Raw genomic sequence first — 25380 nt, forward strand, 5'->3', positions numbered from 1 at the left:
GGGCAAGCCCGTCGGCTGCGGAAACTATCCTCGGTCCGTGCCCGCACGCCTGCGCCCCGCCGACCCCGCCGACGTCTCCGCCGCCCTCGGGCGGGTCCGTGCCGACGCCGCCGGGAAGGGCGAGAAGGGCGACCTGCGGCTGCTCGTCAAGCACTACCTCGCGCTGCTGGAGACCCGCGCGCCCGGCCACTCCGTCGAGGTGCGCGTGCCGCCGTACGCCGCGGTCCAGGTCGTGCCGGGGGTGCGGCACACCCGCGGCACCCCGCCGGCGGTCGTCGAGACCGATGCCGCGACGATCATCGCGCTGGCGACCGGGCAGCTGACCTGGCACGAGGCCGAGGCGGCCGGCCGGGTCCGGGCGAGCGGGGAGCGGGCCGACCTGTCGCCGTACCTGCCGCTGCACCGGACCGTGCCTTGACCTAGCGTGGGCGGCATGACGAACCGCCCTTCCTCCGACGAGCTCCGCGCCAAGGTCACCGAGGTCCTGCCCGGGCTGAGGACCGACCTCGAGGACCTCGTCCGGATCGAGTCCGTGAGCGCCGACCCGGCCCGTGCGGGCGAGGTGCAGCGCAGCGCCGAGGCGGTCGCCGAGCTGTTCCGCGCCGAGGGGTTCCCGACCGTCGACATCGTCACCGCCGAGGGCGGCGCCCCCGCGGTGATCGCCCACAAGCCCGGGCCGGAGGGCGCGCCGACGGTGCTGCTCTACGCCCACCACGACGTCCAGCCGGAGAACGACCACGCCGACTGGGACTCCCCGCCGTTCGAGCCGACCGAGCGCGACGGCCGGCTCTACGCACGCGGCGCGGCGGACGACAAGGCCGGCATCGCCGCCCACCTGGGTGCGCTGCGCGTCTTCGGCGACGACCTGCCGGTGAGCGTCACGATGTTCATCGAGGGCGAGGAGGAGGTCGGCTCGGAGTCGCTGCCGGCGCTCCTGCGCGAGCACCAGGAGCGGCTGCGCTCCGACGTCATCGTCATCGCCGACTCCGGCAACTGGGACATCGGCGAGCCCGCGCTCACCACCAGCCTCCGCGGCCTGGTGCGCGCCGACGTCGAGGTCCGCACGCTCACCCACGCGGTGCACTCCGGCATGTGGGGCGGGCTCGTGCCCGACTCGCTCATCGCGCTCTCCCGCGTCATCGCCAGCCTCCACGACGACGCGGGCGACGTCGCGATCGCCGGCCTGCACAGCGGCCCGGCGGCCGACGTGGAGTACCCCGAGGAGCGGCTGCGCGCCGAGTCCGGCGCCGTCGCGGGCGTGCAGTGGATCGGCACCGGCTCGGTCGTCGAGCGCCTCTGGACCAAGCCCGCCCTGTCCATCACCGGCCTGGACGCGCCCAAGGTGGAGGGCGCCAGCAACACGCTGGTCCCCGCGGCCCGCGCCAAGATCAGCCTCCGGATCGCTCCCGGCGACACGACCGAGAACGCCGTCGCCCGCCTCCGCGAGCACCTCGAGGCGAACGTCCCGTGGGGCGCGGAGCTGAACGTGACGATCGTCGACACCGGCGAGGCCACCCAGATCGACGCCACCGGCCCGGCGTACGACGCGGCGCGCGAGGCGTTCACCGAGGCCTGGGACGGCACGGCGCCGGTCGACATGGGCGTCGGCGGCTCGATCCCCTTCATCGCCGAGTTCCTCGAGGCGTTCCCGCGGGCGAGCGTCCTGGTCACCGGCGTGGAGGACCCCGACACCCGCGCGCACGGCGCCAACGAGGGCCTCCACCTCGCCGAGTTCGAGCGGGTCGTGCTCGCGGAGACGCTGCTCCTGGCCCGGTTGGGCACCCTGGAGGTGTGATCGCCGACACCCGCGCCGTCCTCGCCGAGCACCGGCGGGCGCGGGTGGAGGCCCTCACCGATCGCCTGGTCGCGACGATCGAGGCGGCCAACCCCGGCTACCGCACGTCCGGCCTGGTCCCGCACGAGGACCTGCGGCGGTCCTGCCGCGACAACGTCGACCGGGTGCTGGAGCTGCTCGGCGAGCCCGGGGCCGACCCCGCACGCGACCCCGCCGAGGACCCGGCGTACGACGCGGCGCGGGTGACCGGGCGCCGGCGCAGCGAGCAGGGCCTGCCCCTCGACGACGTGCTGCGGTCCTTCCGGCTCGGCGGCCGGCTGATCTGGGAGGACCTCGTCGAGCACGTCGGCGAGGCGCTGCCGGGGGCGGAGGTGCGGGACGTCGGCACCCGCCTGTGGGAGGTGGTCGACCAGACCTCGGCGCAGGTCGCCGCGGCGTACCACGCCACCGAGCGCGCCGCGGTCCGCGCCGACGAGCAGCTGCGCGCCGAGCTGTGGGAGGGGCTGCTCCACGGGCGGGCCCAGGACCCCCGCTTCGCCCACGAGGCAGCGCGCATCCTCGACCTGCCGGTGGGCGACGACCTGCTCGTCGTGACCGGCACCGGGCCGGACACCGACCGGCTGCTCGCCGCGCTGGCGCCGCTCCGCTCCTGCTGGGTACGCCGCACGGGCGGCGTGGTCGGGCTGGTGCTGGTCGGTGCGGGTGGCGCGGCGCAGGTGCACGACGTGCTCCGCGGTGTCGGCGGCGCGCTGGGTGCCTCCGTCGTGGTCCGCGGGCTGGCGCGCGTCGCCACCGGCTTCCGGCAGGCCTCGATCGCGCTGCGGACCCTCGACGGCGGCGCCGGGCTCGCGACGTTCGACGAGCGGCTGCCCGAGGCGCTGCTGCTCACCGCCCCGGAGGTGGCCGGCCGGCTGGTCGCGGTCTGGCTCGGCCCGCTCCTGGCCCTCGCGCCCGGCGAGGCGGACCCGCTGCTGGAGACCCTGGAGGCGTGGGTCGCGACGGGCGGCTCGGCCACCCACACCGCGACCCGGGTGCACTGCCACCGGAACACCGTCCTCAACCGGCTCCGCCGCGTCTCCGCGCTGACCGGCCGCGACCTCGTCGACGTCGTGCCGCCGGTCGAGCTGGCGCTCGCGCTCCGCGCCCACCGGGCGGGGCTCGCCCAGTAGCCGCCGAGGCCGGGTGTGCGGAGTGCACAGACCCATCCGGAGGATCGTGGGCGACGAAGGCATGGTGTGGCGGCGGTCACCCGTGCCACAGTTCGACAGGCGAGCCGCAGTTGTAAAGTCTCGCGACCTCTCGGGAAGGACCACGCATGACCGCGCTCGAGCACGACCCCCAGGCCGGGAACGGCGGACCACGAGCCGAGCTCGGGCGCCGCGGCTTCCTCGGCTGGGTGATGGCCGGCACGACGCTGGTGGTGGCCGCCGACCTCGGCCTGGCGCGCACGCCCGCCGGCGCGGCGATCCCGTCGCCCCCGCAGGTGCCCGAGCTCTACGACCTCGAGGACCTCCAGACCGACGCGGCGCTCCCGACGGCCAACCTGGTCACGGTGACGATCAACCAGGACGGCACCGCGTCCTTCGCGCTCCCGCGGATGGAGGTCGGCCAGGGCATCGTCACCTCGACGGCGATGATCCTCGCCGACGAGCTCGACCTGCCCGTGGAGAAGGTCCGGGTGACCCTCGCCCCGGCCCGCCCCGAGCTGCTGTTCAACCAGCTCACCGGCGGCTCCAACACGACGTTCTCCACCTTCACGCCGATCCGGGTGGCCGCCGCCGTCGCCCGCCGCCGGCTGCTCGACGCGGCGGCGGTCCAGCTCGGCACCACCGTCGACCGGCTCACCACGACCGGCGGCGTGGTCAGCGACGCCCTGGGCAACACGGTGACGTACGGCGACCTCGCGACGTCCGCGGCCAGCCAGGTCGTCGAGGCGGTCGAGGTGCTGCTGAAGTCGAAGGCCGACTACCAGGTCATCGGCACGCCGCGGAACCGCACCGATGCCCGCGACGCGGTCACCGGACGGAAGAAGTTCACCACCGACCTCGACGTCCCCGGTGCGCTGCCGACGATGGTCTGCCGCCCGCCGGAGCACCAGGGCTCGCCGCGGCGCGTCCGCAACGCCGCGCAGGTGCGCCGGATGCCCGGCGTCACCCACGTGGCGATGGTCGACACCGGCGTCGCGGTCCGGGCGCGGACGTTCGGCCAGTGCATCGACGGCGTGCGCGCCCTGGAGGTCGACTGGAACCCCGGCACGGTCAGCGGCGAGTCCGACCAGACGATCCTGGCCAAGCTCAAGGCCCAGGAGCTGCCGATGGTCGTGCCGGAGGTGCCGCTGCTGGCCGAGCAGGTGGACACCCGCTTCGAGTTCATGTTCCGGTCCAGCGCGGCCCTCGAGCCGTACGCCGCGATCGCCGACGTCCGCAAGGACCGCGCCGAGGTCTGGGCCGGCCTCAAGGCGCCGATCGTCGCCCAGGGGAACATCGCCGCGGCCACCGGCCTGCGGCCCGACCAGGTGAAGGTCAACGTCGTCACCGGCGGCGGGTCCTTCGGCCACAAGCTCTTCGGCGACCACGCGATCGAGGCCGCGAAGGTGTCGAAGGCGATGGGGGTGCCGGTCAAGCTGATGTGGCACCGCGTCGACGAGCCCCGGCAGGGCCGGCTGCACCCGATGGCGACGTCGCGCGTCCGGGCGACCGTGCTCGCCGGCCAGGTGCTCAGCTTTGAGCAGCGGCACACCAGCGTCACGACCGACTTCAGCCACGGCCTCGGCGAGATGATCACCTCGCTGGCCGACGAGCTGCCCACGGGGCTCGGCGGGCTGGGCTTCGCGGAGACGATCTTCAGCCTGACCCAGGAGCTCCCGTACAACTTCGGCGTCGTCACCCAGCTGCTCAACGAGCCGCTGGAGTTCGAGGACAAGTTCTCCACCGGCTCGATGCGCAACATCTACTCCCCGGACGTCTGCGTCGCCGCCGAGCTGACCATCGACCAGCTGGCGCAGCGGGCCGGCAAGGACCCGGTGCAGTTCCGGCTGGACCACGTGAAGAACAAGCGGGTCCGGGCGGTGCTGGAGAAGGTCAAGCAGGAGGGGCGCTGGGGGCGCAGGATGCCGGCGGGCACGGCCCAGGGCGTCGCGCTGCACAAGGAGTACAAGGGCGCCACCGCCGTCCTCGTCGAGATCGACTGCCGCCCGCGGACCGTCGACCGCGACCTCGGCAAGGAGACCTACACCGGCCCGCGCGTCACCAAGGCGGTCATCGCCGTCGACTGCGGCCTGGTCATCAACCCGCGCGGTGTCGAGGCCCAGATGCAGGGCGGGTTCATGGACGGCCTGGCCATGACGCTCAGCGCGAGCAACCACCTGCGCGACGGACGCTTCCTCGAGGGCAGCTGGGACAACTACTTCTACACGCGGCAGTGGAACGTCCCGCCCGAGGGCGTCGAGGTCCACATCGTCGAGTCCGGCTCCGACACCCCCGGCGGCGTGGGCGAGGCCGCGGTCGGCTCGTCGGCGGCCGCCGTCGCCTGCGCGTACGCCCGGGCGACCGGCACCCTGCCGACCCGCTTCCCGATCAACCACGGGCAGGTGCGGTTCAAGCCGAAGTCCTACGTCCCCTCGATGCCGCCCTCGCCGACCAACGGCCTCAAGAAGACCTACTGAGGAGCTCGCCGTGCCCAAGCAGACCTTCATCCTGAACGGCAAGCCCGTCACCGTGGACGTCCACGACGACGTCCGAGTCCTGTGGGTGCTCCGCGACCTCCTCGGCGTCACCGGCCCGAAGTACGGCTGCGGCATCAACGTGTGCAAGGCGTGCACCAGCCACATCAACGGCAAGGCGTTCAACCCGTGCTCGGTCCGGGTCGGCGACCTGGGGAGGACCGACAAGGTCACCACCATCGAGGGCCTCCCCGCCACCGTGGGGGCCAAGGGCCGGGACCTGCACCCGATGCAGGAGGCGTGGCTCGAGCTGGACGTCGCGCAGTGCGGCTACTGCCAGCCCGGCCAGATCATGGCGGCCGTCGCGCTGGTCAAGAAGGTGCGCCGCGAGGGCCGGGAGATCTCGGAGAAGGACCTCGACTCGATCCGCAACATCTGCCGGTGCGGCACCTACGTCCGCATCCGCGAGGCGATCGAGAAGGGCGCCCGCGCGATGCGCTGAGCTCAGGCCGCGGGGAGCCGCACGCGGAACGTGCTGCCCCGGCCGAGCTCGGACTCGACCTCGATCCGGCCGCCGTGCCGCTCGACGATCCGGGCGACGATCGCCAGGCCGAGCCCCGTGCCGGGCTGCGCGACCGCGACCGGGTTGGTCGAGCGGAAGAACTCGGTGAACAGCCGCTCCTGGTCCTCCGCGCTGATCCCGAAGCCCTCGTCGCGGCACTCGACGACCACCTCGTCGCCGTCCCGGGCCAGGGCGACGGTGACCGAGCGACCGGGCTCGGTGTACTTCACGGCATTGCTGACCAGGTTCGACAGGACACGGTCGAGCTCGTCGGGGTCGCCGCTGGCCAGGACGGGGTACGGCGGCGCGTCGATGCGCACCTCGAGGTCGCGCTGCCGCGCGGCGACCGCGGTGAGGTCGACCGCGTCCGCGGCGACGGTGCGCAGGTCGACCGGGCGCGGGATGACCGGGTTCGCGGGGTCGCCGACCTTGGAGAGCAGCAGCAGGTCGTCGATCACCCGGACCATCCGGCGGGCGCCGCGGTCCATCGCCGAGAGCGCCTGCTCGACGCCCTGGGCGAGCCCCTCGCCCTCGAGCATCTCCAGGTAGCCGACGATCGACGTCAGCGGGTTCTTCAGCTCGTGGGCGACGGTGGCGATCAGCTGGCCCTTGTACTGGTCGAGCGCCTGGAGCTCCTGGACCAGCCGGTGCTCGCGCTCGAAGGCGCGGAGGTTCAGGATCGCGGTGCCGAGGTCGCGGCCGATGTCGAGGGCCGCGTCGGCCTCGGTGTCGGACCACCACGCACCGCCGTGCGGCCGGGTGAGCACCAGGTTGCCGAGGCACTCGGGACCGACGCCGAGGGGCACGAAGAGGATCGAGCCGACGTCGATGCTGTCGAGCAGGTCGACCACCTGCTCGCGCTCGTCCTCGCTCAGGCCGTCCTCCAGCCGGCCGCGCGCCACCACGACCGTGCGCTGGGCGGCCCAGGCGAGCCGGGCCGAGCGCTCGGCGATCTCGACGATGCCGGCGGACAGCTCCACCTCGGTCCCGTCGAGGGCGTGGACCGTGCCGCTGCCGAGGCCGTCCTCGTCGAAGGTCTGGATCCACATCCCCAGGGCGCGGAACCCCTCGACGAGGGCCTCGCTGGACTCGTCGAGGATGCGGGCCAGCGAGCGCTGCCGCGACGCGCGGCGGACCACCTTGCGGGCCGTCTCGGCGAGCCGGACCTGCTCGGCGAGCTCCTCGCGCTCCAGCTCGCGCAGCACCGCGCGCGAGGCCTGCGCGGCGTACCGCTCCAGGAGCCGGCGGCGGGTCGGGCCGGGGCGGCGACCGTCGTCGGGGACGTCGATGGAGACCAGGCCGCGCATGGCGCCGTCGTCGTCGAGCAGGGGGGCGGTGAGCATGTCGAGCGGGTGCCAGGCCTCGGCGTCGTCGGACACCTCGATCTGCGGCACCCACGCCCAGGTCTCGACGTCGGAGCGGAGCCGCTCGTGGGGGACGAACTTCAGCAGGCCCCAGTCGTCGGCGACCTCGAGCTCGGTGGTCAGCAGGTGCAGGGGGGTACGACGGCCGGTGAGCTCCCCGCGGGCCTGCGGGCTGCCGGCGACCGCCACCATCTCCAGGTGCTCGTCGCGCACGAGCCCGATCGCGGCCACGCCGAACCCGGCGACCGCCGTGATGCCCTCCGCGATCAGCTGCAGCGACTCCTGGGCCTCCGGCGACAACCCCGAGGGACCCGGCCGGGTGGCGGCGGTCGCGGGGTTCGTCATCGGGCTCCAGTCGAGGGGAGGGGGCGGCGCGGAGCTGGCGGGTGGGGCGCAGTGAGCACCGCCACGATACGCAGCCCCGGTGGCATGCGTCCGCCGATCGGTCGGGACCGGCCGGGAATCGGGCGGTGCCGCGCCGCGCCGCTACGATCGGGCCGTGCCCTACCTCAGCAGCACTGGCAGCTCGCGCAGGGGCGGAGACGGCCGGCTGACGACCGCGCTGGACCCGCAGGAGGCCGGACCGCAGGACGCCTGCGGCGTCTTCGGGGTCTGGGCCCCGGGCGAGGACGTCGCGAAGCTGACGTACTTCGGTCTCTACGCGCTCCAGCACCGCGGCCAGGAGTCCGCCGGGATCGCGGTCAGCAACGGCCGCCAGATCCTGGTCTACAAGGACATGGGCCTGGTTTCGCAGGTCTTCGACGAGACCACGCTGGACTCCCTCAAGGGCCACGTCGCGATCGGCCACTCGCGCTACTCCACGACCGGCGCGAGCACGTGGGAGAACGCGCAGCCGACGTTCCGCCCGACGGCCGACGGCTCGATCGCGCTGGGCCACAACGGCAACCTGATCAACACCCACGAGCTGCGCGGCATGGTCGACGACCTGCCCGGGCCCGACGACGAGCTGGAGCTGCACACGCGCCCGGCCGGCGAGGTCACCAACGACACCAGCCTGGTGACCGCCCTGCTCGCCCACCACCCCGACAGCACCCTCGAGCAGCGCGCCCTGGAGGTGCTGCCCACGCTGCGCGGCGCCTTCTGCTTCGTGTGGATGAACGAGAACACGCTGTACGCCGCGCGCGACCCGCAGGGCATCCGCCCGCTCGTCCTGGGCCGCCTCGACCGCGGCTGGGTGGTCGCCTCGGAGGACGCCGCGCTGGCGACCATCGGCGCCAGCGTGGTGCGCGAGGTCGAGCCCGGCGAGATGCTCGTCATCGACGACCAGGGCCTGCGCTCGCACCGGTTCGCCGAGCCCGAGCGCAAGGGCTGCGTCTTCGAGTACGTCTACCTCGCCCGCCCCGACGCCACCATCAGCGGCCGCAACGTCCACGAGGCGCGCGTCGAGATGGGTCGGCGCCTGGCCCGGGAGTTCCCGGTCGAGGCCGACCTGGTCATGCCGGTGCCCGAGTCGGGCACGCCCGCGGCGTCCGGCTACGCCCAGGAGAGCGGCATCCCCTTCGGCCAGGGCTTCGTCAAGAACGCCTACGTCGGGCGCACGTTCATCCAGCCCAGCCAGACGCTGCGCCAGCTCGGCATCCGGCTCAAGCTCAACGCGCTGGAGCACATGATCCGCGGCAAGCGCATCGTCGTGGTCGACGACTCGATCGTCCGCGGCAACACCCAGCGCGCGCAGGTGCGGATGCTCCGCGAGGCCGGCGCGCTCGAGGTGCACGTGCGGATCTCCAGCCCGCCGGTGAAGTGGCCGTGCTTCTACGGCATCGACTTCGCCACCCGCGCCGAGCTGATCGCCAACGGCCTCGAGGTCGACGAGATCGCCGCGAGCGTGGGTGCCGACAGCCTCGGCTACATCTCCCTCGAGGGCATGGTCGAGGCCACCGGCCAGCCGGCGCAGGCGCTGTGCCAGGCGTGCTTCACCGGCGAGTACCCCGTCGAGCTGCCCGACGAGTCGCTGCTCGGGAAGCACCTGCTCGAGGCCACCTTGAAGTCCCCCACCATGGGCAAGGCGCTGCCCGTGCTCAACAACCCCTGAGGATCAGCCCGGTGACCGACGCCCAGCCCCCCGTCCCGCAGCGGAAGAACGCCTACGCCGAGGCCGGCGTCGACATCGAGGCGGCCGACACCGCCATCGAGCTGATGAAGGGCTGGGTCGCCAAGGCCACCCGGCCCGAGGTCATCGGCGGGCTCGGCGGGTTCGCGGGCCTCTTCGACGCCTCCGCGCTGACCCGCTACACCCGGCCGCTGCTCGCCACGTCGACCGACGGCGTCGGCACCAAGGTCGCGATCGCCCAGGCGATGGACGTGCACGACACCATCGGCTTCGACCTGGTCGGCATGGTCGTCGACGACCTCGTCGTGTGCGGCGCCGAGCCGCTGTTCATGACCGACTACATCGCCACCGGCCGGGTCGTCCCGGAGCGGATCGCCGCGATCGTCAAGGGCATCGCCGAGGCGTGCCAGGTGGCCGGCTGCGCGCTCGTGGGCGGCGAGACCGCCGAGCACCCCGGCCTGCTCGCCCCGGACGAGTACGACGTCGCGGGCGCCACCACGGGGGTCGTGGAGGCCGACCGGCTACTGGGCCCGGGGCGGGTCCGCCCCGGTGACGTGGTGCTGGCCATGGCGGCCAGCGGCCTGCACTCCAACGGCTACTCCCTGGTCCGCCACGTCCTGCTCGGCTCGCCGGAGGACGGCGGCGCCGGCTGGTCGCTGGACCGCAACGTGCCCGAGCTCGGCCGGTCCCTCGGCGAGGAGCTGCTCACCCCGACCCGGATCTACGCCAAGGCCTGCCTCGAGCTGGCCGACCGCACCGGCGTGCACGCGATGTCGCACGTCACCGGCGGTGGCCTGGCCGCGAACCTCGAGCGGGTGTTGCCGGTGGAGCTGACCGCCACGATCGACCGCGGGACGTGGACCCCGCAGCCGGTCTTCGACCTGGTCCGCCGGGTCGGCGACGTGCCGCAGGCGGACCTGGAGGCCACGCTCAACTGCGGGGTCGGCATGGTCGCCCTGCTGCCCGCCGCGGACGTGGACGAGGCCGTGCGGGTGCTCGCCGGGCACGGCGTCCGTGCCTGGGTCGCCGGGGAGGTCCGGGAGGCCGGAACGGCCGGCCACACCGCGTCACAGGCCGGTGGCAGCGTGCACCTGACCGGCCAGCACCCCGGCTGGTAGCCACCGGGGCGCGCCCCGACGGCGACGCGCGCAGCGACTTCCTACCCGGACGTGCGGGAACAACCACGCAACAGGTAGCGTTGGCGCCACGGAGAATTTCTGAGGACAGCCCGGGTGCCACTGTGCCCCGGCCAAGTTGCGAGGGGGCTGACCCTATGGGGCGCGGCCGAGCGAAGGCTAAGCAGACGAAGGTCGCCCGCGACCTGAAGTACCGGACTCACGAGACGGACTTCGGGAAGCTGGCGCAGGAGCTGCACGGCGGGGAGACCGACCACCAGGAGGCCGAGGTGGATCCGGAGATCCTCGAGAAGTGGGCCGACGTCGTCGAGCCCCGGCGCGACTGACCACTGACCCGGCCGGCCGGCCCCTGTCCCAGGGGCCGGACGACCGGGTCGATGCGTGACGAGGCTGTTCCGGGCGGGTCAGCGACCCAGCCAGATGCCTCGCAGTCGGCCGACGTCGCGCATGCGGCGCTCGGCGAGCCGGTCCGCGGCGACCGCGGGGGAGACCCCCTCCGCGGCCGCCGTCTCCAGGACGGCGCGGGTGGTGTCGTAGATGCGTGCCGCGCGCTGCTCGGCACGGTCGAAGGAGAAGCCCTCGAGCTCGTCGGCGACCTGGACCAGGCCGCCGGCGTTCACGCAGTAGTCGGGCGCGTAGACGATGCCGCGGTCCAGCAGCGCCTTGTCCACCCCCGGGTGGGCGAGCTGGTTGTTCGCGGCGCCGCACACGACCCGGGCCGAGAGCACGTCGACGACGTCGTCGGTGAGCGCGCGGCCCAGCGCGCACGGCGCGTAGACGTCGAGCGGCTCGGCGAGCAGCTCGGCCGTCGACCCCACGGCACGCACCGGAGCGGGCCCGGTCCCGGCTGCGTGCTCGGCGAGCACCCGCTCGACCGCGGGCGCGTGGACGTCGGTGACGACGACGCGCGCGCCGTCGGAGACCAGGTGGCGCACGAGGTGGCGCCCGACCTTGCCGACCCCGGCCACCCCGACGGTGCGGCCCTCCAGTGAGGTGCTGCCCCAGGCGTGCTCCGCCGCGGCGCGCATGCCCTGGAACACGCCGTACGCCGTGAGCACCGAGCTGTCGCCCGCGCCGCCGTGGGCGAGCGTCCGCCCGGTGACGAAGGAGCACTCCCGCGCGACGTGGTCCATGTCCTCGCTGTAGGTGCCGACGTCGCAGGCGGTGTAGTAGCGCCCGGCCAGGGACTGGACGAACCGGCCGTAGGCGCGCAGCAGGGCCTCGGACTTCGTGGTGGCGGGGTCGCCGATGATCACGGCCTTGCCGCCACCGAGGTCGAGCCCGGCCAGCGCGGCCTTGTAGGACATGCCGCGGGAGAGGTCGAGCACGTCGGCGATCGCGTCGTCGGTCGAGGCGTAGGGGTGGAAGCGGGTGCCGCCCAGCGCCGGGCCGAGGGCGGTGGAGTGGATCGCGACGATCGCGCGGAGACCGGTGGCCGGGTCGTTGCAGAAGACGACCTGCTCGTGCTCGGCGCCGAGCTCGAAGACATCGACGGCGGCGCTGCGTGGAGGGGTGGTCCCGGCGGTGCGGGGGGTCGCTGACATGGGTGTGCCTGCTCTCTGCTCGGCCGCGGGGGTGGTGCGGCGACGGGTGTGCTGACCCGCAGGGGTGGCGCGGGTCACACCCAGCCTAGGGCCCCTCAGTCGAGCAGCCGCACCAGGGCGTACGCCGCCGCGAACGTCGCGACGAAGACGACGAGGGCGAGCAGCGCCGTCGCACTGCCGGACCTGCGGCGGTTCGCGGCGGCGGCCGCGGGCCCGGCCGGACCGGCCGTGGTGTGCAGCACGGTCGCGTCGCCGGCCAGCGACCGCCGCAGCCGGGCGACGAACGTCGCCGCGTCGGCGGGCCGCCGCTCCGGGGCGGGGTCGAGCGCGGCGAGCAGCACCGCGTCGGCGGCGGGCGGCAGGTCGGCGAGGGCGGACGGCGCGACCGGGAGCCCGGCGTGGGCCAGCGAGCTGACCGAGCCGGTCCGGGCCAGCTCGCCGGTGAGCATCTGGTAGGCGACGGCCGCGAGCGCGTGGACGTCGGCGCGGCGGTCGACCCCGGTGCCCAGGGCCTGCTCGGGCGCCATGTACGCCGGCGTGCCCACCACCTGGGTCAGCCCGCTGGCGTGCAGCATCGCCTTGGCCACGCCGAGGTCGGCCACGAGGAGCCGGTCGCCGGCGCTGCCGCCGCTGCGCAGCAGCAGGTTCTGCGGCTTGACGTCGCGGTGCACGACGCCGAGGTCGTGGAGCACGCCCAGCCCGTCGGCGGCCTGCTCGACCAGGTCGAGGACCCGGCCGGGCGGCAGCGGGCGGCCCGGCTCGAGCAGGGTGGCCAGGGAGCCGAGGTCGGCGTACGTCATCACGAAGTACGGCGTCCCGTCGGCCTCGCCGATGTCGTGGACGCGGACCACGTGGTCGCTGTCGGCGCGCCGGAGGATCCGCGCCTCCTCGAGGAACCGCTCGCGGACGTCGAGCCGCTGCGCCCAGTTCTCGGCCAGCGCCTTCACCGCGACGTCGGAGTCCAGCTCGGCGTCGTGGTAGAGCCAGACCGTCGCGAAGCCGCCGACGCCCAGCCGCTCGACGCGCCGGAGTCGGCCGAGGCGCTCGGGCAGGGGCATGCGTCGTATCGTCCCAGACCGTGAGCCACGACCCCGGCACCGAGCCCACCCCCGACGAGCTCGACGCCCTGGCCCTGCGGGCCGCCGCGGGTGACCGCGAGGCGCTCGAGGACCTGCTGGCCGCGGTCCAGCCGCGGGTGCGGCGGATCTGCGGGCGCATGCTGCTCTTCCCCGAGGACGCCGAGGAGGCGGCGCAGGACGCGCTGCTGCTCGTCGCGACGAGGATCGGGTCCTTCGGCGGGCGCAGCCGGTTCACCACCTGGCTGCACGTCGTGGCGTCGAACAGCGCCCGCTCGACGTACCGGACGCTGCGCCGCCGCGCGGCCGAACGGCTCACCGACGAGCTCCCCGTGGCCGCGGACCCGCGCACCACGAGCGTCATCGCGGGCAGCCGGCTGGACCTGCTCGACGCCCTGGAGGTCGTGGGAGCCGAGCACCCCGAGCTGGTGGAGCCGCTGGTGCTGCGCGACGTCCAGGAGCTGGACTACGCCGAGATCGCCCGGGTGCTCGACGTCCCGCTGGGCACGGTGAAGTCACGGATCCACAGCGCCCGCAACGCGGTGCGACCGCTGCTGCGCGTCACCGACTGACCGGCGCGCGCATCACGACCACGTCGCCGTGGGTGCCGTAGCCGGCGAGCCGGCCGCCGGCCCGGGTGCCGTCGAAGGTCACCGCCAGCCACCCGCCGCCCGCGGCGTCGGCCAGCGGCACGAGCGTGGGCCACGGGATGTTCGAGGGGTACGGCGCGTCGAGGCGGCCGGTGCGGCGCAGCGCCAGGTCGTGCACCGGCCACGTGCGCTGGTCCTTGTCGCTGGCCAGCACCCGCCACCGGCCGTCGAGGCGGAGCAGCGTCGTGCCCTCGCACTCGCGCGGCGCGGGGTCGGCGGCCAGCAGGCGCAGCCCGTCGAGGTCGGGGCCGCCGGCGAGGGCGGGGTGGAACTCGAAGTACCGCCGCGCCGACACGAAGCCGACGAGCCAGCCGTCGTCGGTGCGGACCAGGTGCGGGTCCCACACCGCCACGGAGCGCAGGCCGTCGGTCGGCAGCGGCAGCTCGCGGGTGTCGAGCACGTGCGTGCCCCGCAGGAGGTCGGTCGTCGTCTCCGCGAGCGTGACGCGGGTGCGCCGGCGGCGGTCGAAGTCGCCCCACGTGCTCGTGGCGACCAGCCACCGGTCCCCGTCGCGGACCAGGTGCGTGGCGTGGTCGCCCAGCACCCCGGGCCGGTCCGGGCGGCGGAAGAAGAGGTCGGCCGCGTGCTCGAGGTCGAGCGTCACCGGGTCCAGGGTCCACACCGAGGTGTGCGCGGTGTCGAAGAACCCGGGGCCGGCCGAGGTGGCGGTGAGGTGCACCAGCCCGCCCGGGCGGTACGCCGCGCCGTCGGCCGTCGTGACCACGCGCAGGTCGCGCAGCCCGAGCTGGCCGAAGGAGCCGAACGTGCCGCCGGCGGCCTCGAGGGTGGCCACCCGCCGCTCGTCGCGGGTGTCGACCCGCCCGGCGAGGTCGACGCGGCAGCGCGCGACCCAGCTGCGGGCCTCCCGGGCCAGCAGCGTCACGTGCGTGCCGGTCAGCGCCAGCCCGAGGCGCTCGACGGGCGCGCCCGCGCGGCCGTGCCGCCGCGACCGGTGCCGGGTCGTCCGGCCCGCGGCGGTGACCTCCAGCCGCGCCGTGCCGTCGTAGGACGCGACCACCCGCAGCCCGTCGCCGGCCAGGGTGAGCGGGCCGGCGTCCGGGCCGACGTCAGGGCCCTCGACGGCGACGTACGGCGCGACCGGCCCGCCGGGTGCGCCCGAGGTCGACGCGAAGGGCCGGACCAGCTCGACGGGTCGCCGCCGGGCGACGACCTCGAACCGCGGCAGCACCGGGGGGAGGACCGGCTGCGGTCCCGGCGCACCCACTAGGTGCCGACCGCGTCCCGCAGGGCGCCCACCGCCGCGGTGATCTCGCGGTCGAGGTCCGCGAGCAGCCCGTCCATGCCGGCCGCGCTGCCCTGCTCGGCGTGGTCCTCCATCCGCTGGGCCACCTCGGCGACCCGGGTCAGGCCCAGGTTCAGCGCGCTGCCCTTGACCAGGTGGGTGGAGGTGAACGTGCGGTTGGCGTCCCCGCACCGGACGGCGTCGTGGATCGCGGCGACCTGCTCGTCGATCCGGCCCAGGAACGAGGTGGCCGTGCGGACGAAGAAGCTCACGCCGTCCTTCTTCAGCTCGTCGAGCATCCGGACCCGGGCGGGGTCCAGCACGGCGCCGGTCGGGCGCGACCGGCCCGCGTGGTCGTCGAGCGCCCCGTCGGCCGGCCGGTCCGGCGCCGCCTGCGGGCCGGTCCAGCGCCGGAGCACGGCGTCGAGCTCACCGGGGTCGACCGGCTTGGTGAGGAAGTCGTCCATGCCGGCGGCCAGGCACCGCTCGCGCTCGCCCTCGAGGGCCGAGGCGGTCATCGCGATGACCGGCAGGCGCCGGCCGGCCGGCTCGGTGCGACGGATGGTGCGGGTGGCCTCGAAGCCGTCCATCTGCGGCATCCGGCAGTCCATCAGCACCGCGGCGTACCCGTGCTCGCCGCGCAGGCGCTCGACGGCCTCGATCCCGTCCGAGGCGACGTCCGCGGCGTACCCCCGGCTCTCCAGGATGCCGGTGGCGACGAGCTGGTTGACCGGGTTGTCCTCCACGACCAGCACCCGGACGCCGAGCTCGTCGGCCGGCCCCGCGGCCGGCCGGTCGACGGTGCCCGGACCGGGACCGACCACGGAGGCGATCACCTCGCGCAGGTCGTCGTGGCGCACCGGCTTGGCCAGCGTCGCGTCGAAGCCGGCCGCCCGGGCGTCCCCGCCCCCGACGGCCTGGTCGGAGGAGAGCAGGAGGAGCCGGGGCTCGGCGACGTGCGCGTCGGCGCGGAGCCGCCGCGCGAGCTCGAGGCCGTCCTCCTCGGGCATCAGCAGGTCCAGCACCGCCACGTCGTACGGGCGGCCGCTGCGGGTCGCCTCGCGCAGGGTCAGCGCGGCCTCGGTCCCGGAGGCGACCGCGACCGCGTCGACGCCCCAGGAGGCCAGCTGCTCGACCAGCACCGCGCGGTTCGTCGCGTTGTCGTCGACGACGAGCACGCGCCGGCCGGCGAGCGGAGCCGGTTCGGACCCGGCCGGCGCGGCGTGGCGGGGAGCGTCGGCGCGGTCCAGGCGCGCGGTGAACGCGAAGGCGCTGCCCCGGCCGGGCTCGCTCTCCACGGAGATCTCCCCGCCCAGGGCGTGGACCAGCTGCCGGGAGATCGCCAGGCCGAGCCCGGTGCCGCCGTGCCGACGCGTGGTGGAGGGGTCGGCCTGGGTGAAGGCGTCGAAGAGCCGGGCACGCCCGCGGGGGTCGATGCCGACGCCCGTGTCGCGCACGGTCACCCGCACCACCGCCTCGACCGGGGTCTCCTCGACCAGCTCGGCGCTGATGACCACCTCGCCCCGGTCGGTGAACTTCACGGCGTTCGAGGCCAGGTTGGCGACCACCTGGCCCAGCCGCACGGCGTCGCCGCGCAGCACCCGGGGGACGTCGGCGGCACAGGCGACGACCAGCTCCAGGCCCTTCTCGTGGGCCGGTCCGGCCAGCACGCCCGCGGTCTGGTCGAGCACGCCGCGCAGGTCGAAGTCCGCGGTCTCCAGCTCCAGCTTGCCGGCCTCGATCTTCGACAGGTCGAGGATGTCGTTGATGATCGCCATCAGCGTCAGGCCGGCGTCGCGCAGCCCGTCGACGAGACGCTGCTGCTGGTCGTCGAGCGCAGTGCGCCGCAGCAGGTCGGTCAGGCCGATCACGCCGTTCATCGGCGTGCGGATCTCGTGGCTCATCGTGGCCAGGAACTCCGACTTCAGCCGCGAGGCCTCCATCGCCTGGTCGCGGGCCTCGGCCAGCTCGGTGGCGTGCCGCTCGCGCTCGGCGACGAGCCCGAGCTGGATCGCGACCTGCCGCAGCAGCTGGTAGGAGGTCTCCTCCGGGGGCGCCTCGTCGGCCACGAGGGAGACCAGGCAGAGCACCTCCTCGGCCTCGAGGACCGGCAGCACCACCAGGCTGTGCGTGCCGGCGAGGCCCGGCGCCGGGGCGGTCGTGATCTCCCGGGTGCGTCGCGCGCGCTCGACCAGGGCGAGGTCGGCCGCGACCGCGCCGTCGAAGGTCGCGAGGGGCACGAGCCGGCCGGCGGCGGGCACGTGCACCGCGAGCGGCTGCCAGCCGCTGCCGTGCGCCGGGAGCGCCCGCGCGGCGATCTCGAGGGCCTCGCGCAGGGTGGTGGCCCGGTTGGCGGCGAGGGCGACCTCCTGCAGCAGCCGCAGCCGCTGGCCGGCCTCGGCGGCCTCGGCGTCGGCCACCTTGAGGGCGGTCACGTCCTGGACGGTGCCCCGCAGCGCGCGGCCGCCGGTCGACAGGCCACGGCCCCGGCCCAGCGCGCGGATCCAGCGGACCTGCCCGTCGGGCCGCACCAGGCGCGCGTCGACCTCGAAGCTCTCGCCGCCCGCCACGACCGAGGCCAGTGCGGACGCCACCGCCTCCCGGTCGTCGGGGTGGAGGGAGTCGAGGAACGAGTCGAGGGTCGGGGTCCACTGCAGCGGGTCGCGGCCCGTGATCCGGAACATCTCGGTGGACCACTCCGCCACGTCGGCGGCCGGGTCCCAGCTCCAGCTGCCCAGGCGGGCGATCTCCTGGGCGTCGGCGAGCGAGCGCTCCCGCGCCCGCAGCTGCTCCAGCAGCCCCTGCCGCCCGGCGTACGGCGTGACCCGCACCAGCCAGCGCCACTGCTCACCGGCCTCGTCGGGCAGGCGCACCGACGTCACGAGGGCGGGGACCCGGGTCCCGTCGGCGCGCACGAGCACGGCCTCGACGTTGTCGCCGGCGTGCTCGTCGGTGCCCTTGTGGGGGTGCTCCGCCTCGCCCGGCCCGCCCGGCCCGCCCGGGCGCACGGTGAACAGGTCGCGCACCGGCGCGCCGAGCAGCTCGTGCGGCGCCCGGCCGACGGCCGTCGCGACGGCGTCGTTGACGTAGGTGATGGTGCCGCCGGCGTCGAGGAAGCACAGGCCGTCGGTCGTCGTCTCGGCCACCCACCGGAACACGTGCTCCGGTGGTCCACCCGCCTGCGCCACGCACCCACCTCCGACGGACCATCATGTCGCCCCGGCCCCCACCTGCGCAGCGGAGGTTCCGAATCCGCCGGTGGGACCCGGGCCGCTGTGGACCGCCCGGTGACCTACTCCGAGGGCTGGGGCGCGTCGGGGACCTTGCAGTCGACCTTGGGGTTGACGCCGACGTAGTTGAGCGGGCCGGCGACGACGGTGAGGACGGTGTCGCCGACCGTGCTGCAGCTGGCGTCCCGGTCGTCGCCGAAGTAGCCGCGCTGCCAGGCGGCGGCCGCGCCGATCACCAGCCACACCACCACCAGCAGTCCGATGAGTCCGCGCACGGGGGTCTCCTTCCCAGGAGGGTCAGGGGTCGTGCCCCCGGTACCCGCCGTCCGCGACCGTCCTCACCGGACCGGGGTGCAGTAGGTTCCGGCGCATGCCCGGTCTCCCCACGATCGTCGTCGTCGACGACGCCCCCGAGGTGCGGCTGCTGGTCAAGACCCGGCTGCGGCTGTCCGGTCGGCTCGAGGTCGTGGGCGAGGGGGCGGACGGGTACGACGCAGTGGAGCTCGCCCGCGCGCACCGCCCGGCGCTGATGCTGCTCGACGTCTCCATGCCCGGTCGCGACGGGCTCGGCGCGCTGCCGCTCGTGCTGGACGCCTCCCCGACCACGCGGGTGGTGATGTTCAGCGGCTTCGACCAGGCCGGCCTGGCCGAGCACACCCGGCGGCTGGGCGCGACCGACTTCGTGGAGAAGTCCGTGCCGCTGGAGGAGCTCGTGGACCGGCTGGTGGACGTCGCCGCGCCCGGGCCCCCGTCCGAGCCGGCCCCCGCCGCGGTGGAGGACGGTCCGCCGCCCGAGCTCGACCCGGTGCTCGCCGAGCACCTCGAGCGGTTCCGCGAGATCTTCGACGACGCCGCGATCGGGATGGCGACGATGACCCTGGACGGTCGGGTCGTGCGGGTCAACCGCCACTTCGTCCAGGTGCTGGGGGAGGACGCCGACGCACTCGTCGGCACGCCGTACCCCGACCTCGCCCACGACCACAAACGGGTCCTCGAGGCCCTGCAGCTGCTGCGCGAGAGCGGTGGCGCGGTCCAGATCGAGCACGGGCTCGCCGACGACCCGGGCCGTCGCCTCCACGCCACGATCTCCGCGGTCCTCGACGCCCAGGACCGCCCGCTCTACTTCCTGCTGCAGGCCCAGGACGTCACCGAGCAGCGGCTGGCCGAGGCGGAGCTGCACGAGACCGAGCAGCGCTTCCGGCTCCTGGTCGAGGCCGTGCAGGACTACGCGATCTTCATGCTCGACCCCGAGGGCCACGTGGCCAGCTGGAACGCCGGCGCCCAGCGCAGCAAGGGCTACTCCGCCGACGACATCGTCGGACGGCACTTCCGGGTCTTCTACCCGCCGGACAAGCAGGCCGAGCGGCATCCCGAGCACGAGCTGGCCATCGCCCGGCGCGAGGGCCGCTACGAGGAGGAGGGCTGGCGGCTGCGCAAGGACGGCAGCCGGTTCTGGGCGCACGTGACGATCTCGGCCGTCCACGACGCCGACGGCGACCTGGTGGGCTTCGCCAAGGTCACCCGCGACTCCACCGAGCGCCGGCGCATCCTCGAGCTGCAGCAGCAGGCCAACGAGCGGCTGCGGCGCTCCGCCGCCGACCAGGCGGAGTTCCTCGCGGTCACCGCCCACGAGCTGCGCTCGCCCGTCGGCGTCCTCGCGGCGACGGCGGAGACGCTGGCCCGCCACCACGCGGACCTGACCGACGGCGAGCGCCAGGACTTCGCCGAGGGCATGCGGCGCACCGCCGACCAGCTGCGCCGGCTGCTCGACGACCTGCTCACCGCCTCGCGCGCCGACGCCCGCAGCCTCGGTCTCACCCTCGCGCCGGTGCCCCTCGACGAGCCGCTGCGCTCGGTCGCGACCGCCGCTCGCGGCAGCCGGCCGGGCGGCGACGTCCTGCTCGACCTCGACCCGGGTCTCGTCGTCGTCGCCGACGCCGGGCGCCTGGTGCAGATGGTCGACAACCTCGTCGTCAACGCGCTGACCCACGGGCGGCCCCCGGTCGTGGTCAGTGCCCGCGCCGACGGCGACAGCGTCGTGATCGCGGTCCGCGACTCCGGCGCGGGCGTGCCCGCCGAGTCCCGGGACCGCCTCTTCGAGCGGTTCGGCACCACCACCGGCGGCACCGGGCTGGGGCTCTACATCGTGCGCGCGCTGGCCGAGGCGCACGGCGGCTCCGCGACGTACTCGGTGGAGGACCAGAGCTTCGTGCTGCGTCTCCCGCGCGAGCGCCGCGACTGAGCGCCTGAGCGGCCGGGCGGCCGTATGACCGGGCTCGGGCGGGGTACTCCCCGGTTCCGAGACAGGAGCGACGATGACCGACGCCCATCCCCCAGCCGCCGGCGGTCCCGGCCGGCCCTCCATCCCCCGCCCCGCCGAGGAGCAGGTGGTCTTCCGCGCGGACACCGAGCACGGTGACGTGGTCGGCGCCTCGCGACGGCGCACCCTGGACGTGCCCGCGACCCTGGCCGGTGCGCTCGCCGCGCTGGGCACCCTGGTGCTGCTGTCGGCGCTGGTCGGCACGATCGGCACCATCGGCTTCCAGCGCGGCGTCGACGGCTCCGACCTGTCGATCGGCGGTCTCGTCGCCGGTCTCGTCGTCCTGTTCCTCGCGTGCCTCGTCGGCGGCTGGGTCGCCGCCCGCGTGGCGCGCGCCCGCGGCCCGCTCCACGGCCTGCTCGCCGCCCTGTGGCTCGTCGTGCTGGCCGCCCTGCTGGCCGGCCTGGCGGCCCTCGCCGGCGACGACGCCGACGTCCGCGAGCGCGTGGGCCTGCCCGACTGGTTCAGCTCCGACGCCCTCGGCACGGCCGCGATCGTCACCGGGGTCCTCGCGCTGCTGTGCATGCTGCTCGGCGGCTGGCTCGGCGGACGGCTGGGTGAAAGCCACCGGCACAGCTCGGAGGTCGAGGTCGTCAGGACGCGTCGCAAGGTGCGCACGCACCAAGGCGGCATCACCGCGGAGGAGCACCGATGAGCCACCAGCCCGGCCACGAGCCCGACCCGCTCGATCCCACGACCCCCGTCGACCTCCCGGGGACGAGCGGGGCGGTCGAGCCCGACGACGCCTCGGTGGTGCGCCACGAGGAGCGCTCGGTCGTCGGCACCGAGCAGCACGAGTCCGGCCGCGTCCACGTGCGCAAGCACGTCGAGACCTACCCTGTCGAGGAGACGGTGAGCCGCAGCGTCGAGCACGCCGACACCTCCGAGCGCGTCCCGGCCCTCAAGGGTGACAGCGGGGAGGTCGAGACGCTCGAGGACGGTGCGGTCTCGATCCCGGTCTTCGAGGAGGTGCTCGTCGTGACCAAGAAGCTGGTCGTGCGCGAGCGGGTGATCGTGCGCAAGCACACCGTCGTCGACGAGCACACGCTCCAGACCGAGCTGCGCCGCGAGCACGTCGAGGTCGAGGGCGACGAGGGGATCGAGGTCGAGGACCGCCGGAGCGCCCCTCCGCCCGGCTAGACCGCCGCCGCCCGGCACCCGGCCGACGGCCACCCGGACCGCGCACCAGCGCGGTGCGGGTGGCCGTTTGCCGTGCCGGGGGCCGGGAGGCGCCGCTCACACCTTGCCCGGTTCTCCGGCGAGGGCGGGCCGGGGCGGCCTAGCCTGCGCCGCATGGCCCTGGTGCGTTGCAGCTGCCTGGCCCAGGTCGTCCCGGCCGCCGGCGGCGGGCACGACCTGAGGGTCCGGGTCCTCGATCCCGCGTGCGGGTACGTCGTGCACCGGCTCGGTGCCGAGCTCGCCGAGCCGGAGGTGCCGAGCCGCTGACACCCGGGCGGGCACGCCCACGACGCCGGGGCGCCCACGACGCGGACGGCCGCCCGCACCCGGGGGGTGCGGGCGGCCGTCGATGGACCGGGGGAGCGTCAGACGCGGCGGTCGTCCACGTCGCCCTCGACCTCGATGTGCTCCTTGCGGACGTCCTCGGTGACCGTCTGCTCGTCGACGACGGTCTCGGTGCCGAGGCGCACCCGCTCGACCGGCTCAGCGGTCTTGTCCACGACCGCGCGCTCCTCGTGCAGGACGACCTCGTGCTCCTCCTCGGAGATGGCCGGCCCGTCGAGGGCCTCGTCGACGTTGCCGCCGGTGACCGGCTCGGTCTCCACGACCGCACGCTCCTTGGTCACCGGGACGGTGCGCGTCTCGGTCTCGGTGGTGACGTACTTGCGCAGCCGTGCGCGGCCCGCCTCCTGGCTGGTGGTGCCCACCTCGAGGCGCTCCTCGGACCGCGTCATGGCGTCGTCGGTGTTCGGTCCCGAGGTGTCGTGGCCGGCGGGCGCCGTGCCCGCCGTGCCGGTGGTGCCGGTGCCGGTGGTGCCGGTGCCGGACGTGCCGGAGACACCGAGGACGCCGTCGTTGCGGGTCGTCGCACTGTCGTCGTACGTCGTGCCGGCGTCGCCGTACGTGCCGGCCACGCCCGAGGTGCCGCTCCCGAGGCCGTAGTGGGCGTAGAGCCGCTCCTCCTCGGACTGGTCGAGGTGGCCGGCGTCGAGGTCGACGTTCGGCGCGTCCTTGATCTTGTCCTTGGTGTACGGCAGCCGCAGGTCGCTGCCGGAGAGCTCGGCGTCCTGGACCGGTACGAAGGTCTCCTTCATGCCGAACAGGCCGGTGTTGACGGTCACGAACTCCGGGCGACCGGTCTGGTCGTCGAGGAAGAGCTGACCGACCTTGCCGATCTTCTCGCCGTCGGAGCCGTAGGCGGTCGAACCGATGACGTCGCGCGCCTGGGTCTCAGTGATCATGGGGGAGTGCTTCCTTCCGATCGGGATGGTTGCTGACCCCTCCCTTCCCCGTCGTCTCTCGGCCGCATTCGGCTCGGCTGGGCAAAGTCGACAAGACCATCCCGGAGGGTGAGCCCCGTCACGACGGTGGTCGGTGGAGGGTCACAGCTCGCGCCAGCCGGCGCCCGCCTCGTCGTGCCCGTGCGCGGCCATCAGCGAGAGGCCGCCGTCCACCACGTAGCTGCTGCCCGTGACGTAGGCGGCACGCGGCGAGGCCAGGAACGCGATCACCGAAGCGACCTCGTTGACGTGCCCCGGTCGCCCGAGCGGGTTGCCGGGGCGCTCCTGGTGGTAGGCCTCCTCGGTGTCCATGCCGGTCATCTCGGTGGAGATCTCGCCGGGGGCGACGGAGTTGACCGTGATGCCGTGCTCGCCGAGCTCGAGCGCGAGCACCTCGGTCAGGGCGCCGAGCCCGGCCTTGGCGGCGCAGTACGCCGCGGCACCGAGCCGCGGGACGTGCTCGTGCACGCTGGTCACGTTGACGATGCGCCCCGGGTGGCCGGCGTCGACGATGTGCCTCGCCGCGGCGCGGCAGGTCAGGAACGGGCCGTCGAGGTCGGTGGCCAGCACGTGGCGCCAGGTGTCGAGGTCCGTGTCGAGCACCCGGCTGCTGTGGCCGGTACCGGCGACGTTGACGAGCACGCCGAGCCCGCCGAGCTGCTCGACGAGCCGGTCGACGACGGCGCCCGCACCGGGATCGGAGGCGTCGAAGGGCTCGACGAAGGCGCGCTGGCCGCGCTGCTCGATCGCTCGCGCGGTCTCCCGGGCGCCCTCCACGTCCTCGTGGCTGGTCAGCCCGACGTCGTACCCCTCGGTGGCGAGGAGCTCTGCGGTGGCGCGGCCGATGCCGGAGTCGGCGCCGGTCACGATGGCGAGACGGGGGTAGTTGGTCATGCGGCGTCGGTACCCACCGACCGCAGCGCGTTCCGCGTCCTCTGTCCACCTCGCGGGGTGGTGGCGGCCGTCGTGTCCCCGGTCTAGCGTCTCGGGCATGAGGCGTCCGCACGAGAACGTCGCGACCGTGCTCGTCGACCCGACGGTCCTGCGCGAGCTCGAGCTGGACCTGATGGCGCTCGACCTGTGGGTCTGGCCGGTGGCGACCGCGCCGATCGCGGCGGACGGACCGCGGATGGCCTTCCAGGTCCGGCGCCGGCTGGTCGAGGCCCGGCGCGGCGCCTGGGACTGCGCGCAGGAGTGGACGCCGGTGTGGGTCTCCTTCGGCACGAGCTGGTACGTCGCCGACGACCCGCTCCCGTGGGCTGCGCACGCGGCGTTGTGGGAGGCGCTGGGCCGCCACGCTGACCGGGTCCGGCACGCGGGCCGGCTCGGCGGCGTCCCCCGGCTGCCGGTGCGGCGCGAGCTCGGCGCCGAGCGGGACTCGGCTTGAGCGGCTCGCCGCACTGCGGACAACGGGTGCGCACGGGCCCACACACTCCTACGCTGCGGTCCGTGGACGGTAGGAGCCTCTCGTTCGAGACCCAGGGCGACGTGCTGCGCGTCGCCGGCTCCGTCGACGAGGACATCGTCGCGGTGCTCCAGGAGCGGCTCGCCGACTTCGTCGCCGGCCACCGGGGCCAGGTCGTGTGGGTCGACGTCGACGACGTCGACTTCCTGCCCAGCGCCGGGATCGGCGCGCTGGTCGCCGCGCAGGGCGCGGCGCTCCGGGCCGGCGGGCTGCTGACCCTGGTGGCGGCCGACGGCACGCTGCCGGCGCGGGTCTTCGCGCTCATGGGGATCGAGCACGACGCCACGGTCGCGCGCGGGACGGCCGGCTGAGACCCCCGTCAGGAGCGCCGCCGTGGGTGGGTGGCCGCCCGATTTGGCACTTCACCGGGAAGCCGTCTAATGTTTTCTCTGTCGCCAGGGAGCGGCGGGGAGCAAGGCCGGTCTGGTCGGGCTTCCGGCCCCGGGTTGACCACAGCATGGTCCTGGTGGTTCGGGGGCTGCACCGGTTTGTTGGTGTGGGTCTTGGGTGTCTAGGGTGTGCGAGCCCCGGAGGGCAGTGAGGGATCGCTGTCCGCGGTGTGCGTGTGATTCTTGAGAACTCAACAGTGTGTCATAGTCGACGAATTAGTTTGTTATGCCCCGTCGACTGATCTTCCTCTTTTGTGGGGTTGGTTGGTTGATGGTTTCTTTGACAATGATTCTGGCTGGGCCCCTTTGGGGGTCCAAAGATGTCAGTTTCTCCTGTCAGGGGCATCTCTTTTTCCGCCGTCGGGCTTTGTGTCTGGTGGTGGTGTTGTTTTTCAACGGAGAGTTTGATCCTGGC

23 protein-coding genes and 1 pseudogene are annotated in these 25380 nt (G+C 74.4%); 15 read left to right on the forward strand and 9 right to left on the reverse strand.

The features are described from left to right. Positions 1-37: 37 nt before the first annotated feature. From AB0N29_RS15390 to AB0N29_RS15410, 5 genes are all read left to right on the forward strand, one after another. The gene (locus AB0N29_RS15390) at positions 38-418 is read left to right on the forward strand and encodes a sterol carrier family protein (RefSeq protein ID WP_302268382.1); all 381 of its coding nucleotides are present in this window, start codon (positions 38-40) and stop codon (positions 416-418) included. 15 nt (positions 419-433) lie between these two features. After that, positions 434-1795: a dipeptidase gene (locus AB0N29_RS15395; RefSeq protein ID WP_364868011.1), complete on the forward strand. Its 1362-nt coding sequence runs from the start codon at positions 434-436 to the stop codon at positions 1793-1795. Beyond that, complete coding sequence (locus tag AB0N29_RS15400) at positions 1792-2964, forward strand: helix-turn-helix domain-containing protein (RefSeq protein WP_364868013.1); 1173 nt, start codon at positions 1792-1794, stop codon at positions 2962-2964. Before AB0N29_RS15395 ends, AB0N29_RS15400 begins: the two co-directional genes overlap by 4 nt. Positions 2965-3110: 146 nt before the next feature. After that, positions 3111-5459, forward strand: coding sequence for a molybdopterin cofactor-binding domain-containing protein (locus tag AB0N29_RS15405; RefSeq protein WP_364868015.1), 2349 nt, complete (start codon positions 3111-3113; stop codon positions 5457-5459). A gap of 10 nt (positions 5460-5469) precedes the next feature. Further along, positions 5470-5958 carry a (2Fe-2S)-binding protein gene (locus AB0N29_RS15410; protein ID WP_302268378.1) on the forward strand — a complete coding sequence of 163 codons (489 nt, stop codon included), beginning with the start codon at positions 5470-5472 and terminating at the stop codon, positions 5956-5958. Between the two features lie 2 nt (positions 5959-5960). Here AB0N29_RS15410 and AB0N29_RS15415 read toward each other — a convergent pair whose 3' ends face one another. Next, positions 5961-7727: a GAF domain-containing sensor histidine kinase gene (locus tag AB0N29_RS15415; protein ID WP_364868018.1), complete on the reverse strand. Its 1767-nt coding sequence runs from the start codon at positions 7725-7727 to the stop codon at positions 5961-5963. Between the two features lie 154 nt (positions 7728-7881). Between AB0N29_RS15415 and purF the strand changes: the two genes are divergently transcribed. The 3 genes from purF to AB0N29_RS15430 all read left to right on the forward strand — a co-directional run bounded on the left by purF (position 7882) and on the right by AB0N29_RS15430 (position 10915). Beyond that, a complete protein-coding gene (gene purF / locus AB0N29_RS15420; protein WP_364868020.1) occupies positions 7882-9435 on the forward strand; it encodes an amidophosphoribosyltransferase in 1554 nt (517 codons plus the stop codon). 11 nt (positions 9436-9446) lie between these two features. Beyond that, complete coding sequence (gene purM, locus AB0N29_RS15425) at positions 9447-10571, forward strand: phosphoribosylformylglycinamidine cyclo-ligase (RefSeq protein ID WP_364868022.1); 1125 nt, start codon at positions 9447-9449, stop codon at positions 10569-10571. A 155-nt stretch (positions 10572-10726) separates the two neighbouring features. After that, positions 10727-10915, forward strand: a complete 189-nt coding sequence (locus tag AB0N29_RS15430) for a DUF3073 domain-containing protein (RefSeq protein WP_302268373.1) — start codon at positions 10727-10729, stop codon at positions 10913-10915. A 78-nt stretch (positions 10916-10993) separates the two neighbouring features. On the opposite strand, the gene AB0N29_RS15435 is transcribed toward AB0N29_RS15430, so the two are convergent. After that, positions 10994-12133: a Glu/Leu/Phe/Val dehydrogenase dimerization domain-containing protein gene (locus AB0N29_RS15435; RefSeq protein ID WP_364868025.1), complete on the reverse strand. Its 1140-nt coding sequence runs from the start codon at positions 12131-12133 to the stop codon at positions 10994-10996. Between the two features lie 95 nt (positions 12134-12228). After that, a complete protein-coding gene (locus AB0N29_RS15440) occupies positions 12229-13191 on the reverse strand; it encodes a serine/threonine-protein kinase (protein WP_364868027.1) in 963 nt (320 codons plus the stop codon). Positions 13192-13211: 20 nt separating this feature from the next. Between AB0N29_RS15440 and AB0N29_RS15445 the strand changes: the two genes are divergently transcribed. Beyond that, positions 13212-13781, forward strand: coding sequence for an RNA polymerase sigma factor (locus AB0N29_RS15445; RefSeq protein WP_364868029.1), 570 nt, complete (start codon positions 13212-13214; stop codon positions 13779-13781). Here AB0N29_RS15445 and AB0N29_RS15450 read toward each other — a convergent pair. From AB0N29_RS15450 to AB0N29_RS15460, 3 genes are all read right to left on the reverse strand, one after another. Further along, positions 13771-15048: a hypothetical protein gene (locus tag AB0N29_RS15450; RefSeq protein WP_364868031.1), complete on the reverse strand. Its 1278-nt coding sequence runs from the start codon at positions 15046-15048 to the stop codon at positions 13771-13773. The two genes, AB0N29_RS15445 and AB0N29_RS15450, sit on opposite strands and share 11 nt — an antisense overlap. Before the next feature lie 35 nt (positions 15049-15083). Beyond that, positions 15084-18290 carry a response regulator gene (locus tag AB0N29_RS15455; protein ID WP_364868033.1) on the reverse strand — a complete coding sequence of 1069 codons (3207 nt, stop codon included), beginning with the start codon at positions 18288-18290 and terminating at the stop codon, positions 15084-15086. Between the two features lie 104 nt (positions 18291-18394). Continuing rightward, the gene (locus AB0N29_RS15460; RefSeq protein WP_302268367.1) at positions 18395-18607 is read right to left on the reverse strand and encodes a hypothetical protein; all 213 of its coding nucleotides are present in this window, start codon (positions 18605-18607) and stop codon (positions 18395-18397) included. Positions 18608-18702: 95 nt separating this feature from the next. Between AB0N29_RS15460 and AB0N29_RS15465 the strand changes: the two genes are divergently transcribed. The 4 genes and pseudogenes from AB0N29_RS15465 (at position 18703) to AB0N29_RS15480 (ending at position 22098) form a co-directional block, all read left to right on the forward strand. Further along, positions 18703-20574, forward strand: a complete 1872-nt coding sequence (locus AB0N29_RS15465; protein ID WP_302268366.1) for a PAS domain S-box protein — start codon at positions 18703-18705, stop codon at positions 20572-20574. 73 nt (positions 20575-20647) lie between these two features. Further along, positions 20648-21307 (forward strand): YrzE family protein, encoded by a 660-nt coding sequence (locus AB0N29_RS15470; RefSeq protein WP_364868036.1) that lies wholly within the window; start codon positions 20648-20650, stop codon positions 21305-21307. An 83-nt stretch (positions 21308-21390) separates the two neighbouring features. Beyond that, positions 21391-21792 (forward strand): annotated as a pseudogene (locus AB0N29_RS15475) (DUF2382 domain-containing protein); the annotation flags it as partial. A gap of 153 nt (positions 21793-21945) precedes the next feature. Beyond that, positions 21946-22098 (forward strand): hypothetical protein, encoded by a 153-nt coding sequence (locus tag AB0N29_RS15480; protein ID WP_302268364.1) that lies wholly within the window; start codon positions 21946-21948, stop codon positions 22096-22098. 98 nt (positions 22099-22196) lie between these two features. On the opposite strand, the gene AB0N29_RS15485 is transcribed toward AB0N29_RS15480, so the two are convergent. Next, positions 22197-23072 carry a PRC and DUF2382 domain-containing protein gene (locus AB0N29_RS15485; protein ID WP_364868039.1) on the reverse strand — a complete coding sequence of 292 codons (876 nt, stop codon included), beginning with the start codon at positions 23070-23072 and terminating at the stop codon, positions 22197-22199. Between the two features lie 141 nt (positions 23073-23213). Then, positions 23214-24005, reverse strand: coding sequence for an SDR family oxidoreductase (locus AB0N29_RS15490; RefSeq protein WP_302268362.1), 792 nt, complete (start codon positions 24003-24005; stop codon positions 23214-23216). 97 nt (positions 24006-24102) lie between these two features. On the opposite strand from AB0N29_RS15490, the gene AB0N29_RS15495 reads away from it, so the two are divergent. Next, a complete protein-coding gene (locus AB0N29_RS15495) occupies positions 24103-24498 on the forward strand; it encodes a hypothetical protein (protein ID WP_302268360.1) in 396 nt (131 codons plus the stop codon). A 62-nt stretch (positions 24499-24560) separates the two neighbouring features. Next, complete coding sequence (locus AB0N29_RS15500) at positions 24561-24887, forward strand: STAS domain-containing protein (RefSeq protein WP_364868042.1); 327 nt, start codon at positions 24561-24563, stop codon at positions 24885-24887. Between the two features lie 280 nt (positions 24888-25167). Here the strand turns inward: AB0N29_RS15500 and AB0N29_RS15505 are convergent. Next, a partial coding sequence (locus tag AB0N29_RS15505) for a hypothetical protein (protein WP_364868044.1) occupies positions 25168-25380 on the reverse strand: 213 nt, incomplete at its 5' end.

The sequence above is a fragment of the Nocardioides sp. NPDC092400 genome, from assembly GCF_040684155.1.
Lineage (GTDB): Bacteria > Actinomycetota > Actinomycetes > Propionibacteriales > Nocardioidaceae > Nocardioides.

Excerpts from the sequence above, each read along its gene's own strand:
- AB0N29_RS15490 (WP_302268362.1), bottom strand. The coding sequence starts at position 24,005 with ATGACCAACTACCCCCGTCTCGCCATCGTGACCGGCGCCGACTCCGGC.
- AB0N29_RS15415 (WP_364868018.1), bottom strand. The coding sequence starts at position 7,727 with ATGACGAACCCCGCGACCGCCGCCACCCGGCCGGGTCCCTCGGGGTTG.
- AB0N29_RS15480 (WP_302268364.1), top strand. The coding sequence starts at position 21,946 with ATGGCCCTGGTGCGTTGCAGCTGCCTGGCCCAGGTCGTCCCGGCCGCC.
- AB0N29_RS15395 (WP_364868011.1), top strand. The coding sequence starts at position 434 with ATGACGAACCGCCCTTCCTCCGACGAGCTCCGCGCCAAGGTCACCGAG.
- AB0N29_RS15440 (WP_364868027.1), bottom strand. The coding sequence starts at position 13,191 with ATGCCCCTGCCCGAGCGCCTCGGCCGACTCCGGCGCGTCGAGCGGCTG.
- AB0N29_RS15430 (WP_302268373.1), top strand. The coding sequence starts at position 10,727 with ATGGGGCGCGGCCGAGCGAAGGCTAAGCAGACGAAGGTCGCCCGCGAC.
- AB0N29_RS15405 (WP_364868015.1), top strand. The coding sequence starts at position 3,111 with ATGACCGCGCTCGAGCACGACCCCCAGGCCGGGAACGGCGGACCACGA.
- AB0N29_RS15470 (WP_364868036.1), top strand. The coding sequence starts at position 20,648 with ATGACCGACGCCCATCCCCCAGCCGCCGGCGGTCCCGGCCGGCCCTCC.
- AB0N29_RS15485 (WP_364868039.1), bottom strand. The coding sequence starts at position 23,072 with ATGATCACTGAGACCCAGGCGCGCGACGTCATCGGTTCGACCGCCTAC.
- AB0N29_RS15435 (WP_364868025.1), bottom strand. The coding sequence starts at position 12,133 with ATGTCAGCGACCCCCCGCACCGCCGGGACCACCCCTCCACGCAGCGCC.
- AB0N29_RS15465 (WP_302268366.1), top strand. The coding sequence starts at position 18,703 with ATGCCCGGTCTCCCCACGATCGTCGTCGTCGACGACGCCCCCGAGGTG.
- AB0N29_RS15495 (WP_302268360.1), top strand. The coding sequence starts at position 24,103 with ATGAGGCGTCCGCACGAGAACGTCGCGACCGTGCTCGTCGACCCGACG.